Below are 19,290 nucleotides of genomic sequence, written 5' to 3' on the forward strand. Positions count from 1 at the left end.
CCCTAAATTCATCTTAAACTCCCTCTACTTACTCCTAAATAGTGGTTCTTTACAGCTAATCATTTTATTTTGCATATCTACTTCAACTTCAATCCCATAGGGAATAATGCATTTAGGGTGTGCATGCCCAAAATTCACATTGTAAACAATTGGTAAATTAGCATTATCTACTACCTTACAATACACCGACTTGTATGCTTCATAATAAGTTTCATCTTGTGGTTTTCCTACAAGAATGCCATTAATCACCTGAAAGATGCCTTTTTCCTTAAATGCTATAAGTACTTTCTCTAGTTCTTCTGGAGATGGCTTTTCCTCTGAAGTCTCAAGAAATAATATTTTATCCTGCCATTCTTCTAAACTAGGGAAAATACCATACTTCTCACATACTGCTTTTTCATCTTCATAACGATTATTAGATATGGTATCGTAAAGACTTTCTATACATCCTCCCAATAATCTCCCTTGAAACTTTTTGGGTCCTTGCAAAAGTTCATAGCCTCTTGTCTCAACATGAGCCTTTCTTTCTTTTCCTATTGCATCTACAGAAAAATCTGTACGTTCTTCATACCAGAGGGCACTTGATTGTATAATAGGAGGTTCATCTGTCTCTTTTAAATATAGCTCAAAAGCTGTTTTTGTATAAGGTAACATCTGTTCTCCTAGCTCTGCTAAGTCACACAGAAAATTAGGACCATAGAAGGTTACCATCCCTAACTTATAAAACATTAAATGATCAATGGTCGTATCAGAATACCCTGTAAAAAGTTTTGGGCTTTCTTTTACCTTCTTAATAAAGAGCTGATCCTCCATTAAATAAGGTAATAAACGATAAGTATCATCTCCTCCAATTACACAAACAATCCCCTTTATTGAATCATCTAAAAACGCTGCTTTTAAATCTTCTGCTCTTGCCTCAGGATGATTTTTTATATATTCTATTCCTTTTAACGCATTGGGCATAAAAACAGGTTCTAGCCCAAACTCCTTTAAGCGCTTTTTCCCTAATTCAATCTGATGCTTACAAAATGCTTCTCCAAGTATGCCACTGGATAAACTTACAATGGCTACTTTGTCTCCTGCTACTAATTGATATGGCTTATTCATACTATTCCTCCCTTTAAAATAGAAATTTGTCTTGGAGTTTATGAGAAGTACGTCTGAGAGAAAATGAGTGGGTATGGGTGCCTTCCGTTGTTCCGGTTCACATTTTTTTGAAGCACTAAGTTCACTTATTTAGATGAACGGCAGAACTCACTTCGTTCAAACAGTTGCCTAAAACCCATCTAAAACGTTCACTAAGTGCTTCTGAAAAATGCTCCCAAGTCACTACTCCATGCACCCATACCCACTCATTTTCATAAACGTTGTTGACCTCATAAACATCCAAGACAGTGAAGAAGCGTGGAAAGAAGGCGTAATGACAGTTAAAAAATATTCAGAATTGGGGCAGGCACCCATAGCAATAATGTATCAAGCTTTACGCATTATTGTTTGTAGAACTGAGAGAGTGTGCCTGTCCTAGTGGGATGACTTTTGAGTACTTTTAGTAGGCACTTATTGTTATTATTTCTTTTCTGTACTTCTCGTTTAGGGTCTTGAACGTTTATGAGGTCAATGATGCTTGTAAGAAATGAGAGGATAAGGACTGCCTGGAGGAATGACTTCGTAGTATTTTTTAGAAGCACTTGGCGAACTTTTTTGATGGGTTTTAGTGCGAGTGTTTGACTGAAAGGAGTTCTCGCACGTTCATCAAAAAAGTGAGCCTTAGTGCTTCAAAAAATACGAAGCGGAATTCCGGAAGGTAGCCCTTATCCTCTCATTTCTGCTCAGCAGCATTCTTCATAAGCACTCAGACAAATTTCTATTTGTTTGCCTCTCCTATATTACTGATTTTACCTATATTGTGGATAAGCTTTATCATTTATTTTATCACTCCAAATCTATTCTTTCTATATCAATACCTTTTCCATTAAGTAAAATAACCCTTTTCTCCAGTGAGTTTCCCCAACTACAGTATATCCTAGTGCTATATACATTTTTAGTGCAAAGGGATTTTTTGAAAAAGCATCTAATCTAATAGCTCTTTTACCCTCTTCATTTAGCAACCATTTTATTATCTACAATTCTTATTGTATATGTTTAAAATTAATTTGCTTATTTTCCCAATGCTTAAATACACCATCAAATATTCCTGTATATTTTGCTGCTTTTTTATATACAAATTGCTTAATACCCATTTCAAATATTATTTTCTGCTTTACCCATTGAAAAGGATGTATTTTCCTTTTTTCTATATCTAGGTAAAATCTTCTCACTTCCCTCTGTAATTTCTTCTTTGTTACTGCATCTAAAGGGTTTTCATTAAAAAGGATTTTTTTCTTGATACTTGCACTTAATGTTGCTCCTGAGTAGGTCATTAGATTATTTAAAATTCTTGAAGCTGCTCCTCCACCATAATTTTCAAATGTGGTGACTGTCAATGCATATTGCTGATGTAACAACTGTTCAAAAACAAAATGTCCTCTATCTGCTAGCACCTTTAGTTGTCCTGATATATTACTTTCATAAGTTGGCGTTCCTATTATGGTGCCATCGGCTTTTGAAATAAGCTCTATGATCTGCTCAACATCGTCTTGAATAAAACATGTTCCCGTCTTGTAGCAAGAATAACATCCATTACAAAATTCCATCTTTATATCCGACAAATGTATCAACTGAATATTCATGTTACTATATGTATTTAATACATTTGATATCTCTTTTAATATTTTTGCTGTAGCACCATTTTTTCTACTACTTCCATTAATAATAACAATATTCATCTATTCTATTCCTTTCCATGAGTCTTCTTATATTACATAATTATTTCATAGGCACTTCCATATTCTATGAAGTAATAGAACTGATTCCTATGTTTATTTCTACCTCTTACTCGTTAAAGTAATCATATACATTTTCACTTACCTTACTATCCCAATAGGATTTTAGTAACAGTATAGATTGCCACTTTGCTATAGTGGTTTCTTTAAATCCAAATTTGAGAACAGAGCTAACCATCTTTTGTTCAGCAATACAATATCCCTTAACTAGAGAAACTGCATCACAAAATTGAATAAGCTTGTCATAATCATCGTATGTAATATGCTCTAGGTAATCTTTAACCATTTCTATCTCTTCCTTCGCACAATCCCATGTATCATATATACCCATCACATTTTTGTATTGAAAGGTATGGGTTAAGCAAATCCTAGCTACCTCTTCACATCTATCCACCATGTATTTATACCCTTCAATGGCATGTCTTGCTTGCACTATTCCATTTCTTCTTCCAATATCATGAAGTAGACCTAAAATATAGGCTTTTTCTGAATTCAAACCAGATTTTATAGCTATTTTTCTTGCTAGATTAGCAACATTCTGGGAATGTTCTATCCAATCACCTTTATTCAACTCGCAAGCTTCCTTAAAAATTTGATTAGCTTCAGTTAAACTTATCATCATTTCCTCCTCCACTCATTTAATCTTCTTTATTATAACCTTAATACACTCAATTAACATTATATTTAGAATTCTTTAATCATTATTAGAGAGTTAATTTATCCACTCCATAGACATAAATGTAAAAGTGAAGTCTCCTTTTCATAATGTGAACTTAGGATAACAACTAGATAACTTTATGTCTAAAAAATTTTAAACTTGTCACAACAAATAAATACGAGTCATATAATGTACCATGACTACAATATATCCATATATATTCTAGTTAAATCATATTATTAGGAGATGGTATTATGAGTTGTTTAAGATCAGATTCATGTAGAGGGCATAATCATTTCAAAGTAAGTCGCTCTAATAGTAGTTCAAGTGACTCTTCTAGAAGATCTAGTCGTAGGTCAAGACGTTGCAGAAGGTGTCGTCGCCGTTCAAGTGATTGTTTTAATCGTTGTGGTTGCAATTCATGGGGCCGTAGAAATTGCCGTTGCCGTTCAAGACGTTCTTCTAGCCGTTCTTTTAGCCGTAGCCGTTCTTTCAGTCGTAGTCGTTCTTTTAGTCGTAGCCGTTCTTTTAGCAGATAATCGTAAAAAATTAATTAAAAGTAGATGTTGTGTATATGGATAAATATTATAAACCCGGAGAACAAATAAATGGATACTCTATTACTGAGATGTTGGCTGAAGGGCGATATGGCATAGTTTATCTAGCTGAAAGTCATGAGTCCAAAAAATATATTATTAAACAACTCAAAAAAAATATGCTTAGGGAAACAAAAGAAAAATTATTTTACGAGGAAGTACTATTAAAAAAATTAGACTCCCCTTGTTTTCCTAAGTTTATAGGAAAATTTAATCTTCCTAATGCAAAAGGCTATATATTAGAATATATGGAAGGTCAAGTTTTTGAAGATTTACTCATGGAAGATGGCCATCAGTTTACCAAAAAAGAAATCTATGAAATTGCCTTTAAAATGTTAGACATTATTGCCATACTACAAAAAAACAATATTGTTCACCGTGATATTAGACCTCCCAATGTTATCTTAACAGATAGTAATGAACTCATATTAATAGATTTTGGATTAGCTCGCTATATAGACAATAAAAAATATGTAAAAAAAATGGATTACTGGTATCTAGGGGATTTTTTAATTCATTTATATTACACCTCCTATTATTTTGATGAAACCGAAGAAGAAAGACCTTGGTACGAAGAACTGGACTTAACAGAAAAAGAAAAGGTATTTCTTCAGCGACTATTGGAGATTAAAGAAAGCTATGTAGAACTTGACGAGATAAGAAGTGATCTCAAAGAACTCGAAGAAAGCTTCTTATAGTTTGCATAAACCTTAACTTTAAAGATAAACCATATAGTTACGCCCTCCATAACTATATGGTTTATCTCTTTATTACATTTTATAAATTTGATTCAGGTGATAATGATGTCAAACTCAAGTGAAATAATTAGAATATATCAAGATAGTTTTAAAGTCAATGTTTATACGGTATCGCCATTTAGGATGATAGGCTTAATTAATGTAGACATTAAATACCCTTATGGCATAGAAAAGGTAACTCTTGCTTTTTATAGCTCTTCTGGGACCAATAGTGGGAAAATCAAAGACCTATGGTATCCTATTGTTGGTATAAAAACCACCACTGGTCCATTTACAGAGTTTACTGATTACCTTAACTTTGTTCTATCCTATACGACTAAAGATGGCTTTGCTAAACATGGGTGGCTAGCTAAGTCACTTTTCTTTTATGCAAAAACCCATGATGCCTCAAAACTTAGGGGCTTTGCTAATGGCAAATACTATGACTCACTTCTAAAAATCAGTAAAACACTTAGAAATTTATACGACATAGGCAGATTTCATCATTTAACCTCATTAACACCTACTCTTTTAAATAGCGCCGTTACTTCACATAAAATTTATTCCGGAAATAAACACACACAAAAAGAAAACTATGAAAAATACATTGAGGATATATTCACTCATGCCAAACCTAATCAGGTTTAACCCATCAAAATGTTCTAATGATTATTATCCCTTGGAAGAATCTGATTTTTGTGCTAATATATTGCTAAAACTTTGCCAAAGGGAAATTATCATGGAAAATGAATTTCAATTAATTGCCAATATCGTACTTTTATTAATGATTATTTATAGTATTATTTACATTCGTACTTACAAACAATTTACTTTATTAAGTACTAATCAAAGGACTTCTTCTAAAACAAAGCTAGCCCTTCTGCTCATATCAGGTATCTGCTTACGCATTTTTTTGGCTTTCTTTTATACCGGACATCCTACAGATATGACCTGTTGGTCCGGATGGGCTTTGGGCATGGCTAATTACGGTCCCGGAAGTTTTTATGAGTCCATGCAATTTGCTGATTATCCTCCTGGCTATTTACTTATTTTATGGCCTATTGGTATTTTATTAAGACTTACCGAATTACCTTATACTCATATACTTCACTCTATGCTTTTAAAACTTCCTATTATCATCTTCGATTTATTAACAACACTTCTTATTTATTATTATGCTGAAAAAGGACAACATAAAAACCCCTTGCTACTAGCCGCTTTCTTTTTCTTTAATCCGGCTGTCTTATTAACCTCTAGTATCTGGGGACAGGTAGATATTGTTTTTTCTTTTTTTGTTATTTTAATGCTTATAAGCTTATACAACGAAAGACTCCTTTATGCAAGTATAGCCTTTGTTTTAGGTTTACTTATTAAGCCACAGATGTTTTTATTTGGTCCTATCTTTGTTATTGGTTACTATTACTATTGTAAAGAAAAGCCAGCTCAAACAGTGATTAAGCAAACTCTTATTTCTGGACTGATTGCTCTTGGAGTCTTCATCCTTATTTGCTTACCTTTCCTTATTACCAAAAAGGACCCTTTATGGCTCTTTAAACTTTATTTTTCAACTATGGGATCTTATCCTTATGGTTCTTTAAATGCCACAAACTTTATAGCTATCATTAATGGTCTTTGGGCACCTGATACAGCTACCTTCCTAGGTTTAAGCTATAAGCTTATTGGTCTCATAGGTATCCTATTTTCCATTGGCTATACTGCTTTTTTAGCCATTAAAGATAGTACTAAAAATAACTTAGCACTTTATGGAGCCTTAATGATTATAGGTATTTTCACTTTGGGTCATCATATGCATGAACGCTACATTTTTCCTGCACTTGTTTGCCTCATCCTTGCTTATTTATATAGGCCACATAAAAATACACTACATTTCTTTGTTTATTTTAGCATTTTAGAAACGCTAAATATGAGTTTAGTCCTAACAGATAGCTACTTATTCTCTTACCAACTTATGCCACTCATTTTATCTTATCTTCAAGTTATTGGATATATCTTATTATGTATTTATAGCTATCAAGCATGTAAACTCTCAAAAGAAGCTATTTGATTAATCTACCTATAGTAACCTCATACCCTATTATTATTAAAAAAGGAGACGAAGAGAAGCCCCTAGGGCTTCTCTTCGTCTCCTTTTTAATGAGAGGATACTGTAAAATACTTATTCATATTTTTATCTTATTGATTAATAAAAGCTATAAAGCGTTCTACTTCTTCTGGCTTAGTAGCCCATGAAGTTACTAGACGTATAACCGTATGTGTTTCGTCTTTTCTCTCCCAGAAAGAAAAATCAAATTCCTCTTTAAGCTGCTCTAAAAGCACATCTGGAAAAATGGGAAATACTTGATTTGTTACTGACTCTGTTAAGAAGCTATAACCTGCCGCTCTTATACCTTCAGCTAATTGGTTAGCCATTTGATTAGCATGGGCAGCTAAGTCAAAGAATAGGTCTTCTTTAAATAACTCAATAAATTGAATGGCTAATAATCTTCCCTTAGCAAGTAGTGCTCCTTTTTGTTTAATATGGAATCTAAAATCAGCTTTAAGCTCTTCTTTAGTAATCACTAAAGCCTCACCCATTAATGCACCATTTTTAGTACCACCAATATAAAAAGCATCCGTTAATCTTGCACAATCTGCTAAGGTGATTTCATTGTCATGGGCTGTTAAAGCAGAACCTAATCGTGCACCATCCATAAATAAAATGAGGCCATGTGCCTTACAAAACTCACTAAGTCCTTCTAATTCTTTTAAGTTATAATGTGTACCAATCTCTGTTGAATTAGAAATATACACGAGCTTGGGTTTTACCATATGCTCATCTGTATGTCTATCTAAAGCCTCTTCTATAAGTGCAGGTGTTAATTTTCCATCTTGAGCTTTCATTGCTACTACCTTATGGCCTGTAGCTTCAATCGCTCCTGTTTCATGAACATTAATATGCCCTATTTCTGCAGCAACAGCTGCCTCATGAGGTCTTAAAAAAGCTGAAATGGCGGTTAAGTTAACCTGTGTTCCACCTACAAAAAAGTGAATATCGGCTGTGCCATCTTCTATTTTTTCTTTTAATAGCTTTTTGGCTATTTCTGTATAAGTATCTTCTCCATAACCTGACGTTTGTTCTAAGTTAGAGTTTACCATTGCTTTTAATATGTTTTCGTGAGCACCTTCACTATAGTCATTTTTAAAACTATACATCATTTTTCTCCCTTTGATTCTTTAAGTTTGTCATTGTGTCATAGCATTGGACATTTAATATTAATCATATAACAAAAGAAGTATCCTTTGCAACCTAACCTCCAAAAGATACTTCTTTTTATCTATTACACTTTTACCCGCGATACACTTTTATTCAAGCTTTCTGATTCATGATTTAAACTTTCTGCCATAGCTGTAAATCCCTCTGATACAGCCATTTGTCTTTCTGTAACAGCTGCTAGATTAACGGTATGCTTATCAATAATCTCAAACACATGGTCTAACTCATATATTTTTTGCTTAATTGTACTTATATGAGTAGCCATTTGTTCAATAAATTCCTCACTCACTTTGCATTCTTTCTTTTCCTTATCTACTTCAGCCATAACAATTCTTATATCTTCCTCTAAATAGGTAATAGCCAATTTAGCACTTTCTCGTTTATCTACTTGTTCATATGAAATAAGAGAAATTTCTCTAGTTGAATTTGTAATCTCTTCCAAAGCAACTAACCCCCTCTTGGAAGTTTCTAAGATTCTTTCTGCAATCATTTTTAAGCTAGTAGATGAAATAGTAATATGCTCAAACATCTGGCTAATACGTTCACAACTTTCAGTTAGGTTTCTATTAATTTTGCCTATCTCATCTTTCCTATTGACATCTGCTTCTATTTTAAAATCACCTTTAGCTACCTTGTTCATAGTATTCATTAGCTTATCAACAGGTCTCAATACCCTTTTAAAGCTAAAATAGTTTAGTACTATACAAACCAATGCAGACACTACTGTACTTAATATAATGAGCCATCTAACCAAATATAAATCTAAATAAAAGAGATCTCTTTCTATTTTATAGCCTACCATCCCCACTAGCTGTTGATCGGAATTAAATATTGGCATTAAAACGCCACATAGTATATTTTTATTATATTCATCATAATAGTCTTTAAAATAGAAAGGTTCTCCTATTTTTAATTTATTTAACACGCTTATAAATCTTTCTTTTGGTAAACGCTCATAACTTAATACAAAATTCTCTTTTACGCTATCAGATAAATAAACAAGATTTTGTTCATAGGTATTTATAGCAAATATATCTCCCCTCTCTATTAAGTGTCCTAATGTTGTTAAAACACCCTTAACTTCCTTATAATCCTGATTTTCTTTATCCTTTAATTGTTCAATTCTTTGAAGAGCATCACCATTTATCATGGCTTGCCCTACTTGGCTAATACCTAAAGCTTGTTTATATACACTATGTGTAGCATAGCTGTGAATACTTTCATAATAAACAATTCCAGTCAATAAGAAAACGGCTACAATAATACATGAAGTCATTGCCGTTACTTTTGTTCTCAAAGATACTGTCAAACAATCACATCCTCTTTACTTTACAACTTCCTTTTACATCATTTCTATCGTATAGTAAATCGAATTAGCTGTCAATTTTTGAGAATTTTTCAATTTAAATCTACTTTGTTAGACTATTATTAGATTTTAAAATAACAATTTTCAACTTAACTTCCTAGCTACTAAATTTGTGTATTGGTCAGCGTAATTATAGTAATTCTCAAATCTTGTATTTGCTTATCAAAAGCTTCAAACACTTCATCTTCTAAATTTAAAGTAAAAGGATAATTACTAAACTGTTCCTCAAATTGACTTGGCGTATATGGATTAACATCCATTCGATGATTATCCTCAAAGGTGTAAATTAAATTTGTATCGTTAAAATAGAGTATATATAAATGATTTAAAGTATAAAAACGATAAAAGTTACAATAAACACCATACTTGAAAAATAACTTCTGCATTTGCTTAACTAACTGTAGCATCTCCTTAGCTGTATCACACTTTGTTTCATTCAACGCCCTAATTTCCTCTTTATAGCTCTCCAATTGGGAAATTTTTTCTTGATAAGTTGCAATAAGCGCATGCATCATCCCTTGTAAAAGCTGTTGATCCTCTGAATAGGTAGGTGCTTTATAGGAATTATAACGCTTATGTTCAGGGAATTGATAAAGTTTTCCCATTATACACCCTCCTTTAATAGTTTTATTCTAGTCCATTTTTTATTGCTAACGCTATATTACTTTTAATATCCATCTTCTTTATTTTTAGCTCTTATCAATATGTATTTTGTTTTAATTTAGTTTTATAAATCATTAACTTAATAAGACCATAAATCATGTAACCTATAAATTCAAATATTCCAACTAACATTAATACACTGGCACCTACAGTAAATTGCAGTACTCTAACCATTTTTTCATTTTTAAGTCCTACAGATAATACAGCTTCCTTCATTTGCTCATTATCTATAGTCGTAATAATAGTATAGCTCCCTGGCTCTTCGATAGTAAAATTAAAATACGATTCGCCTTTTTGACCATTTCTATTATAACTATAACTCAAATCTGCTGCTTCAACCTTTATTTTAGTCTCATCCTTCATCACTTCACATTTTAGTCCCTCTATAACTTCAGGTGCTTCATAATGCTTACCTTCAAATAAAGTATCTAATTCTAAATAAATCGTATATCGACCTGACTGTGTTAGATCAAGTATAGTAGTTCCCGGTACAAGAAAACTAGTTTTAGGTGGATCTATACTTCTTGCCTTGCCCTGATAAAACAAAAAAATACTTGTTACCGCACATAAAATAAAAACAATAGTAGGAATAATAAATTGCTTCTTAAATGGTTTGTATTTCTTTTCAAATGCGTTCATCTTACGCTCCTCTCTTCAACTACATTTATTATATATTATTTTCTTATTCTTTTCACTTATTTACACAAATGCTGTTAATATTCCTATTAACAAGGTGTTTGTCACCATTGAAGAAAACTAATTCCTTCTTCAATGGTGACAAACACGCATTCTAGTTTTCTAATTTGTATTTTACCTCTAAGTCAAATTGATACTGTTCTATAGGCTGTAACAGTTGAAGCTTTTCTAATTGTATATTACTTCCTGTGATATAAGCGAGTTGATTCTCATTTCCTTTTAAAATAACTAGGAGTTCTGATTCCGTATAAAAACTACACCTCTTTCCTTCTTTGTAGATACTTCCTCCTATGACTAAAGTCCCCTGCTTCATACGCCCCGCTTTTTCATAACCTGTTTTAATCTCTAAATTACCCTCTACTTCTAATCTACTTTTTGAACCCTCCATACTTAAAGTAGCATTAGGTTCAATGATTAGATTTTCTCCTATCTTTAGATAAGTATCTATACAAGTAAGTGTACCTATCCGCTGAATATAATTTTCTTTAACCTCTATTTGCTTATTGACTAAAGTAACGCTTGTGTCTGCTATTAAATCACCTTGAATCACAACTGGCTTATGCAATGCGATGTTATCAATTCTTAAATCACCTTGCCATATCCCATTTTCTAATAATACATTTTCAATTATCTTTAGATTTTTGCCATCACGAATTTTGGGGGTAACAACTGCTTTCAAATTTTGTACGCTAACAATTTGATTTGTATCAAAATAAAGTTCTCTCTCTGCATCACCTTCTATAACAAGCCACTCAATACGGTTAATCGTATCAGGACAATTCACACTGATACATTGATTATCTTCACCCGCTAAAACGAGTATAAAGTCATTTCTCTTCGTATAGCTTCCTAATAAACTAGTACACTGAATAAAGTCTCCCTTTATAATAAGTGTTCCTGCCTTCATTTGATCTGTTTGAGTTGCTTGTGTATCTATATAAACATCTCTACCTACCTCCATTATGCCGCTTCTATGCTTCATTATTAATTGTCCCTCACCCGTCTTTCCATCTACCCCTTTTAATAAATAATCACCTTCAATTCTCAAGTTGCCATCTGAAATTTTTAACTGCCCACCCCTATGATAAACACTACCTTCTACATGCAAGGTATGTCCCTCTAAATTGACTATACCATTTAAAAGATATAAGTCTCCCTTAATGTAAACATCCTCTATTAACTTCCAATCGCTTGTAACTTCTCGCTTAGCTACCTCTTCTTCCTTAATTGTTTCTTCTGCTGGTGGTGCCTCCTCATCCTTTGGTTTTTCTGATTCGATTGGTGATTCTTCTTGTGTATTACCTTGTTCTTCTGTTGATTCCTCTCCTTCCTCACCCTTCGTTTCTTCTTGTTCATTTGTTTTTTCTTCTTGCATATTGTCTACTTCTTTAGGTGACTCTATACCTTCTTCATCATTTGGTTCTTCTGATTCAGTTGGTGTTTCTTCTTGTGTATTACCTTCTTGTGTTGGTTCCTCTTCTTCCTCACCCTTCGTTTCTTCTTGTTCATTTGTTTTTTCTTCTTGCATATTGTCTACTTCTTTCGGTGACTCTACACCTTCTTCATCGTTTGGTTCTTCTGATTCAGTTGGTGTTTCTTCTTGTGTATTACCTTGTTCTTCTCTTGGTTCCTCTACTTCCTCACCCTTCGTTTCTTCTTGTTCATTTGTTTTTTCTTCTTGAATATCCCCTGGGTTCTCTGTTGATACAACTTCTTCTATATAAGTTTTTACTGGCTCTTTTTTAGCTTGTAGCTCATGCCAATCTCTTATGTCTATTATCTTACTTTTAGTATACGACTTAGCTTCTTTTAAGATGTTTGATTGAGTATAGTTTATTTTCAGACTAGGTAAAGGTAAGGTTGTTATTACTATTAATGCTATTTTAGCAACTACAACTGAAATCACGGTTTCACTTCCCTTATAAATATTAAATTTTTTATCTCATTTAATTATTCCAAATAAACCAAACTATTAAACATGTAAAAATAAAAAAGATGCCCTTTAAAGAACATCTTTTTCATATTTTCTCATGATCTTAAATTTATTATTCTAATCAATAGCTTCTACTCTTACAATAAAATGGCCAGTGACATTTTTTACTTCTGATATATATAGGTTTCTATAAGCATAATACGGGGTAATCGTACCATTTTGGATATTCTCAAATCTTAGATCATCCTCTTTGTACGTATGATGTTCTTTTACATTAAACCTAATTTCTGTGTCAGTATCCGTTTTCGTAATGATATGCCAAAGTAATTTATCTTTATGCGGTAACTGATTAACACAAAAATTATTGCTATGACGACTTTCTTCACCTTGGAATGTCATTGGCTGGCAAGCAACTGTAGCAGCTTCACCCATATAACCACCTCTTCTCATCTATTTATTAATCATATTACACAAATTATTATATCATATTTTCTGTAACTTTTGAATATATGGATAATGTTTTTTTGTATTTTTATGTTTTCTTCTAATTATCATTTTCCCTTCACTTAATCATCACATTAAACCTTTATGATGTAATCCTAGATACTTAAGTTATCTATTTTTAACCCCATATAAAGGCCTTCCAACTCCCCTGGAAGGCCTTTTCCCTTTTTATCTTTTTCATTTTATTTATTTCTTGTAAATACTAAATGTTTCTCTGTAGATAGTGATTTATTCCAGCTATATCCAGATTCTGAAAACCGCTTTAACTCCTCTACTTCTTCTATTTTATTTTCACAAATAAAGCGTAACATTTGACCTCTAGCTTTTTTAGCATACATACCTACTACTCTATAATTTTCTCCACTAGCTTCTTTAAAGCTCATTTGAATAACTGGATATTGTTTACTAATTGCTTTTAAGTCTAATACTTTACTATATTCTTCTGAAGCTAAATTGACCAAAAAGCCTTTTTCTTTTTGTCTTTCCAGCTGAGCTAAGACATATTTTGTTAAATCGTCTTTCCAAAACTCATATAAATTCTTCTTCTCTCCTACTGAAAGTATTGTCCCCATTTCTAGTCGATAGGCTTGTATCCTATCTAAAGGCTTAATTAAACCATACAAACCCGATAAAATGCCCATATGATTTTGCATAAAGCTTATAGCTTCATGATCTAAGCTTTCTACTTGGAGGGCTTTATAAACCTCACCATAAAAAGCATAGATAGCTTCATAGCTGTCTTGGCTTGGATTAAAAAATGCTTTATATCTGGCTTCATTTACTTCTGCTAAAGCCTCTGACATTTTCATGAGCTGCTTTAAGTCCTCTACGGTATATTGTGAAAGCTGCTTTACTAAAGTTCTAGTGGCCTCGTGAAAAGTGAGTGGTACATAAGGCTTATAAGATGTATTCTCAGGTATTTTAAATGTTTTTGCTGGTGAAATAATAATATACATAGGCACTCCTTATACTTTTTCTTTTATTTTACACACGATTCTCTTTACAAACAATACTTTTTATAGGATAATAATTATTAATTAGAACTTTATTACTAAGGAGGTTATATAATGTCAGATGTGATTTTAACAGAAGGTATGGTTGCTCCTGATTTTACTTTAATGGGTTCGGACCAAAAGGAGCATCGTTTAAGTGATTATTTAGGTAAAAAAGTTATTTTGTATTTTTATCCTAAGGATAATACACCAGGTTGTTCCAGAGAAGCGGAAGCTTTTCGTGACCACTTTAATGCCTTTGCTGATGCAAATACTATTATTTTAGGTATAAGCCGTGACACCCTTGCTTCTCATGATAAATTCATTGCTAAATACAATCTTCCTTTCGTGCTTCTTTCGGACAGCAATGAAGAGGTATGTAAACTTTATGATGTACTTAAAGAAAAAAATATGTATGGACGCATAAGTATGGGTATTGAAAGAAGTACTTTTATGATTGATGAAAAGGGAATTCTTACCAAAATTTATCGTAAAGTAAAGGTAGCAGGTCATGTGGAAGCTGTTGCTTGTGAGTTAGGACTATAAATAAAAAGCCATGGGAATCCATGGCTTTTTATTATCTCTATTTTTTCTATATTATTTTGCTGATTCAAATTTTTGTACAATTTGATCTGCTTCTGGACTAATAACAAATAAGATCATATTATCTTTTTGTGCCGTTTTATAGTTCTCAACTAATTCAAGCTGTTCTGGTAAGTAACTTTTCCATTGATCTACTAAAGCTTTTTGTCTTTTTTCTATACCAGCCATTACTTTATCAGCATCTTTAGCATCCTTTAATTCAAATACAGCAACCTCTGTTGCATGTACATTCATCATTGGCATTTGTACATAATAGCTGTTTAATAAGCTTGTATCAATACCATAAGTATCAGCAAACATAGTGCTATCCATAGCCATTCCTGCTGGCATTTCAATACCATCAACTGCTACAAAATAAGTTTCTTGGGCTGGTGTTGGATCTGTTTCTCCTGTCACTTCTTCTCCTGCCACTCCGCCTGTATTCTCATCTACCACTGGTGTTTCAGTTGGTGTAACTTCATCTACTGCTGGCGATTCAGTTGGCGTTACTGATGGTTGTTCTGTTTTTTGCCCACAACCTGTTAAAGCTGCACTTCCAATTACTAATGTCATGATTACTGCTAAAAGTTTTTTGTTTATTTTCATTTTTCTTTCTCCTAAAGTCAATTAATAATCTGCTAAACTTAACTAGCCATTAGTTTAGACGTATCCTTTTCACTTTAGGTTCCCATAAATTTAATTTTTTATCCCTGAATAACCAAAAAGCTTTCTTCATTGTTTTTCTGACTGATAGGCACTACTACTTCATCTCCAATAATGCCACTTGCTTCAAAAATAAAAGCAGGATCGATAGCCTGTCCACCAATGTAGTATTCAAAATGCAAATGTGGTGCACTACTGTCACCGGTGTTTCCTGTGAAACCAATAATATCACCAGCTTTTACATGATCACCTGCTTTTACCCCATAGGCACTTAAATGCATATACCTTGCTTCTACACCATTGCCATAATCAATAAAAATCATATGTCCGCCGCCTTTAGTGACACCCTTTGAATCAGGTGCTGCTTTAGTCACTGTGCCATCAGCACTTGCAAAAATAGGGGTTCCTTCAGCTGCTCTAATATCTATTCCTTGATGAAAATAGCCAATCCTAGATTGATTAAAAGGTGCTAGTACCTCTCCTTTTTGTTGGAGAGGACTTACTAGAAAGCCCGGTATCTGTATATAATCTAACTTCATTTCACTTGTATCTCTATATACAGTTGTTTGGTCGTTAGTCACTACTGGTGTTATCTCTTCTGCTTGCACCACTGTACTACATACTAGAAGCATCAATAAAATACAACTTACTTTTTTAAACTGCTTCATGCTATAATTCCCCCTTTATTTCTACATAATTATACTATATCTTATATTTTTATATGAGTAAATATTTTGCAATGCAAAAAAAGAAGAATTTTAGAACTTACTATTCTAAAATTCTTCCTTTTTAACTATTTCTATTTATCATTCTTTATATTCTTTTATTCATTCTTACCGAATATCTCTTTGTTTAATTTACCTTCTGTTTTTGCCACTGTAGTAGCACTAATAAGTGTCCCACTTACATTAACCATAGTACGTCCCATATCAATGATAGGGTCAACAGCAATAACCCCACCTACTAGTGGGAAATACGCACCCATTCCCATTCCTGATATAACCACAGATACCGCAATAGTAGCACTTCCTGGTAGACCAGCTATACCTAGGGAACTAATAGTGATAATAATGACTAACATCACATAAAAACTAAAGTCCATTGGTGTACCTGTCATATTGGCTAACATCACTGTCATTAAAGCCGGATAAATACCAGCACAGCCATTCATACCCATATTGGAGCCAAGACTTCCTACAAAGCTAGCCACTCCTTCATCCACTCCCACATTCTTATGAAGTGCTTCAATCGTTACAGGTAAAGTCCCTAAACTAGAGCGTGATGTAAAAGCAAGTACTAGCGGCTCTAATACATTCTTTGTATATTGAATAGGATTAAGACCATTCACTAGAGCTATTCCTAAATGAATCACAAACATAATGGCTAAACTTAAATAAATAGCTACTATAAAGTGAAGTACTGAGCTTAGGGCTGCTACACCTCTTGCAGTAATTGTATTAGCTAAAAGTGCAATAACTGCATAAGGCATAAATTTAATAATCGTCATAGCTACACTTAAAATAATCTTGTAAAAGGCCTCTATCCATTTTACAAATGGCTCTATCACTTCCCCATGCTTTTTGCTCATCCTTCTAATAGCGATACCAATAAAAGCTGCAAAGATAACGACTGCAACAATATTAGCTTCTGCCATGGCTTTAACAGGATTAGCCGGAAGAAGTCCTCTAAAAGTTTCTACAATAGATGACATTTCACGTATTTCTGCGTCTTGGATAACCACAATATCTCCTGAACCTAATCCAAAGATTTGTCCTACAATAACACCAATAATAGCTGCAATAACAGTGGTTCCTAAAAGCATTCCTATAGTCTTGGCAGTGAGCTTCCCAATACCTTCTCCTTGCATATTCATAATAACTCTCACAATAGATAAAAATACCAGTGGTACGACAAGCATCTTTAAAAGATCCATAAAACCATTCCCTACTAGCCCATACCAGCTAGATACTTCACTTAACCACACAATATCTTTTGGTATCTCTGGAAATCCAGCTACCCATTGAATAATAAGTCCAAGTACAAGCCCAATTATTGTACTTATAATCATGCGAATAGAAAACTTAATTTTTCTTTTTTCCATTTGTCTAATACCAAAAAATAAAATGATTAATACACCAATAAATGCCACTGTTAGTGGATTACTTAACAATAAAAACTGTGTCAAAAAAGTACTTTGTTCCATTTCTAGTTTCTCCATGTTGTCTCTGTTTTATTTATGTTTCACATATCCTTCTTTTATAACTTAAACCTTAGTATAAGTCAATACCTCCCCGTTCATACTAACTTTAACATTTCTTTGGAAGGAAAATTGATATGAAAACTTTTTTTAAATATTTTACCCTATTTAGTCTAGGTGGACTCTTATATATGATGATTGAAATCCTTTTTAGTGGAAGTACTCACTGGACTATGGGCATTTTAGGAGGCCTTTGCTTCCTTCTAATTGGCCTTATTAATAGCACCTTTAGTTATGATTTTTCCTTAATTAAACAAATGGCCATGTCTGCCATTCTTATTACTGCCTTAGAATTTGTAGCTGGAGTCATTCTCAACTTAGGCCTACATCTTGCTATTTGGGATTATAGCCATCTTCCTTTTAACATATTAGGTCAAGTCTGCTTGCCCTTTAGCTTTATATGGTTCTTTTTATCCTTGCCTGCTATTTTTCTAGATGATTTTATTCGCTGGCAGCTTTTTGGAGAAGGGAAACCTCATTATAAATTATTTTAATTCTCGAATCTTATCATTTTTTTAAATATGTTGATATAAGATATTTAATATTATATAATATTGTATGACGTTAAATATCTTATTATTTTTATTAAGATTCTATTAAACAATGATGTAGAGGTACCTAAATGCTCTTTTTTTATCTACTAATAGGGACATGCTCAACTGTAATAGTCATTAATGTTTTAATGTATTTCATTAATTGGTTATTACATTTTATAGATTATAAATTAACCCGCAAGGCTTATTATATCTTATCCGCCTCTCTGATTCTTATAGGAGGCATCCTATTAAACACTTACATAATACATATCATATTATAAATAAAATATTATAAGAGAAAGGGTCAACTAGATGGGAAAAATGATGTCTATATTGGAAAAGTATAAATTTGTTGAAAAAGATACTTCCACTACCGATGAAGAAGTTTCATCTTTCGCTACCTCTGAAGAAGCTGTAGAAGTAACGCCGGAAATTGAGACTGAAGAAACTATCAAAGTACAAGAAATAATAGAGGAGCCACCGACTATGCCAAACCCTATTTCTGAAGAAGATATCAAAAAAGCAGCTACTTATGACCGTCATTTAAGTATTAAAGAAATTTATACTCAATATGACCTAGATACTGTTGCTGTTACAGATTCTGTTTACTTATTAGAAAACTTAATCAATGCTTTACCAGCAGAATTACCTGACTTTGTCAAGAAAACAACCGTCAATAATATTATTAAAGCCTCAGCTATGAATATTGATAAACTATTAGATGATGGTCATACACGTTCAACTAAGTTAAAAGGGTTTATTGATGAATATACTACTGCTAATCTTAATGATATTGAAAAGCTTAAACAAGAGATTGATCGCTTAAATGCCATCATTGCTGAGTATCATCAACAAGTCCGCTTAAAAGAAAAACTCATTCAAGAAGAAACCACTTTAGTCGAAACTGAAGAAACTCGTATTCATAATATCTTAAATTTCTTCAAAAACTAG

20 protein-coding genes are annotated in these 19,290 nt (G+C 32.8%); 7 read left to right on the forward strand and 13 right to left on the reverse strand.

The features are described 5' to 3' along the window. Window positions 1-24 precede the first annotated feature (24 nt). The 3 genes from CLOLE_RS15460 to CLOLE_RS15470 all read right to left on the reverse strand — a co-directional run bounded on the left by CLOLE_RS15460 (window position 25) and on the right by CLOLE_RS15470 (window position 3,501). Entirely contained in the window at window positions 25-1,107 is a 1,083-nt protein-coding gene (locus tag CLOLE_RS15460) for a S66 family peptidase (protein WP_013658065.1), read from the reverse strand. Between the two features lie 1,022 nt (window positions 1,108-2,129). After that, on the reverse strand, window positions 2,130-2,825 hold the full coding sequence (locus CLOLE_RS15465) for a flavodoxin family protein (protein ID WP_013658066.1): 696 nt from the start codon (window positions 2,823-2,825) through the stop codon (window positions 2,130-2,132). A 106-nt stretch (window positions 2,826-2,931) separates the two neighbouring features. Continuing rightward, window positions 2,932-3,501, reverse strand: coding sequence for an HD domain-containing protein (locus CLOLE_RS15470; protein WP_013658067.1), 570 nt, complete (start codon window positions 3,499-3,501; stop codon window positions 2,932-2,934). A 366-nt stretch (window positions 3,502-3,867) separates the two neighbouring features. Here CLOLE_RS15470 and CLOLE_RS15475 point away from each other — a divergent pair, with 366 nt between their 5' ends. The 4 genes from CLOLE_RS15475 to CLOLE_RS15490 all read left to right on the forward strand — a co-directional run bounded on the left by CLOLE_RS15475 (window position 3,868) and on the right by CLOLE_RS15490 (window position 6,938). Next, window positions 3,868-4,122, forward strand: a complete 255-nt coding sequence (locus tag CLOLE_RS15475; protein WP_013658068.1) for a hypothetical protein — start codon at window positions 3,868-3,870, stop codon at window positions 4,120-4,122. Next, the gene (locus CLOLE_RS15480; RefSeq protein WP_013658069.1) at window positions 4,115-4,834 is read left to right on the forward strand and encodes a protein kinase family protein; all 720 of its coding nucleotides are present in this window, start codon (window positions 4,115-4,117) and stop codon (window positions 4,832-4,834) included. The genes CLOLE_RS15475 and CLOLE_RS15480 overlap by 8 nt, the downstream gene beginning before the upstream one ends. 105 nt (window positions 4,835-4,939) lie before the next feature. Next, window positions 4,940-5,521, forward strand: a complete 582-nt coding sequence (locus CLOLE_RS15485) for a hypothetical protein (protein WP_041713048.1) — start codon at window positions 4,940-4,942, stop codon at window positions 5,519-5,521. 91 nt (window positions 5,522-5,612) lie between these two features. Further along, entirely contained in the window at window positions 5,613-6,938 is a 1,326-nt protein-coding gene (locus tag CLOLE_RS15490; protein ID WP_041713050.1) for a hypothetical protein, read from the forward strand. Between the two features lie 128 nt (window positions 6,939-7,066). On the opposite strand, the gene CLOLE_RS15495 is transcribed toward CLOLE_RS15490, so the two are convergent. From CLOLE_RS15495 to yaaA, 7 genes are all read right to left on the reverse strand, one after another. After that, complete coding sequence (locus CLOLE_RS15495; RefSeq protein ID WP_013658072.1) at window positions 7,067-8,086, reverse strand: threonine aldolase family protein; 1,020 nt, start codon at window positions 8,084-8,086, stop codon at window positions 7,067-7,069. A gap of 125 nt (window positions 8,087-8,211) precedes the next feature. Continuing rightward, window positions 8,212-9,456 (reverse strand): HAMP domain-containing protein, encoded by a 1,245-nt coding sequence (locus CLOLE_RS15500; protein ID WP_013658073.1) that lies wholly within the window; start codon window positions 9,454-9,456, stop codon window positions 8,212-8,214. Between the two features lie 161 nt (window positions 9,457-9,617). After that, complete coding sequence (locus tag CLOLE_RS15505; RefSeq protein WP_013658074.1) at window positions 9,618-10,118, reverse strand: hypothetical protein; 501 nt, start codon at window positions 10,116-10,118, stop codon at window positions 9,618-9,620. Window positions 10,119-10,212: 94 nt separating this feature from the next. Beyond that, window positions 10,213-10,815 (reverse strand): hypothetical protein, encoded by a 603-nt coding sequence (locus tag CLOLE_RS15510; protein WP_013658075.1) that lies wholly within the window; start codon window positions 10,813-10,815, stop codon window positions 10,213-10,215. A gap of 151 nt (window positions 10,816-10,966) precedes the next feature. Next, on the reverse strand, window positions 10,967-12,778 hold the full coding sequence (locus CLOLE_RS15515; protein WP_013658076.1) for a hypothetical protein: 1,812 nt from the start codon (window positions 12,776-12,778) through the stop codon (window positions 10,967-10,969). A gap of 144 nt (window positions 12,779-12,922) precedes the next feature. Continuing rightward, window positions 12,923-13,255 carry a hypothetical protein gene (locus tag CLOLE_RS15520; protein ID WP_162145085.1) on the reverse strand — a complete coding sequence of 111 codons (333 nt, stop codon included), beginning with the start codon at window positions 13,253-13,255 and terminating at the stop codon, window positions 12,923-12,925. Window positions 13,256-13,491: 236 nt separating this feature from the next. Next, window positions 13,492-14,265 (reverse strand): peroxide stress protein YaaA, encoded by a 774-nt coding sequence (yaaA, locus tag CLOLE_RS15525; protein ID WP_013658078.1) that lies wholly within the window; start codon window positions 14,263-14,265, stop codon window positions 13,492-13,494. A gap of 123 nt (window positions 14,266-14,388) precedes the next feature. On the opposite strand from yaaA, the gene CLOLE_RS15530 reads away from it, so the two are divergent. Next, window positions 14,389-14,847: a peroxiredoxin gene (locus CLOLE_RS15530; RefSeq protein WP_334290685.1), complete on the forward strand. Its 459-nt coding sequence runs from the start codon at window positions 14,389-14,391 to the stop codon at window positions 14,845-14,847. Between the two features lie 51 nt (window positions 14,848-14,898). Here the strand turns inward: CLOLE_RS15530 and CLOLE_RS22015 are convergent, their stop codons facing one another. The 3 genes from CLOLE_RS22015 to CLOLE_RS15545 form a co-directional block, all read right to left on the reverse strand. Further along, window positions 14,899-15,489, reverse strand: coding sequence for a DUF4358 domain-containing protein (locus CLOLE_RS22015; protein ID WP_013658080.1), 591 nt, complete (start codon window positions 15,487-15,489; stop codon window positions 14,899-14,901). A 98-nt stretch (window positions 15,490-15,587) separates the two neighbouring features. Continuing rightward, window positions 15,588-16,214 carry a M23 family metallopeptidase gene (locus CLOLE_RS22020; RefSeq protein ID WP_013658081.1) on the reverse strand — a complete coding sequence of 209 codons (627 nt, stop codon included), beginning with the start codon at window positions 16,212-16,214 and terminating at the stop codon, window positions 15,588-15,590. A gap of 155 nt (window positions 16,215-16,369) precedes the next feature. Next, on the reverse strand, window positions 16,370-17,764 hold the full coding sequence (locus tag CLOLE_RS15545; RefSeq protein ID WP_242825747.1) for a cation:dicarboxylate symporter family transporter: 1,395 nt from the start codon (window positions 17,762-17,764) through the stop codon (window positions 16,370-16,372). A gap of 116 nt (window positions 17,765-17,880) precedes the next feature. Between CLOLE_RS15545 and CLOLE_RS15550 the strand changes: the two genes are divergently transcribed. Further along, window positions 17,881-18,297 (forward strand): putative ABC transporter permease, encoded by a 417-nt coding sequence (locus CLOLE_RS15550; RefSeq protein WP_013658083.1) that lies wholly within the window; start codon window positions 17,881-17,883, stop codon window positions 18,295-18,297. A 354-nt stretch (window positions 18,298-18,651) separates the two neighbouring features. Next, window positions 18,652-19,290, forward strand: a complete 639-nt coding sequence (locus CLOLE_RS15555) for a hypothetical protein (protein ID WP_013658084.1) — start codon at window positions 18,652-18,654, stop codon at window positions 19,288-19,290.

This window comes from Cellulosilyticum lentocellum DSM 5427, from assembly GCF_000178835.2.
GTDB classification, from domain to species: domain Bacteria; phylum Bacillota; class Clostridia; order Lachnospirales; family Cellulosilyticaceae; genus Cellulosilyticum; species Cellulosilyticum lentocellum.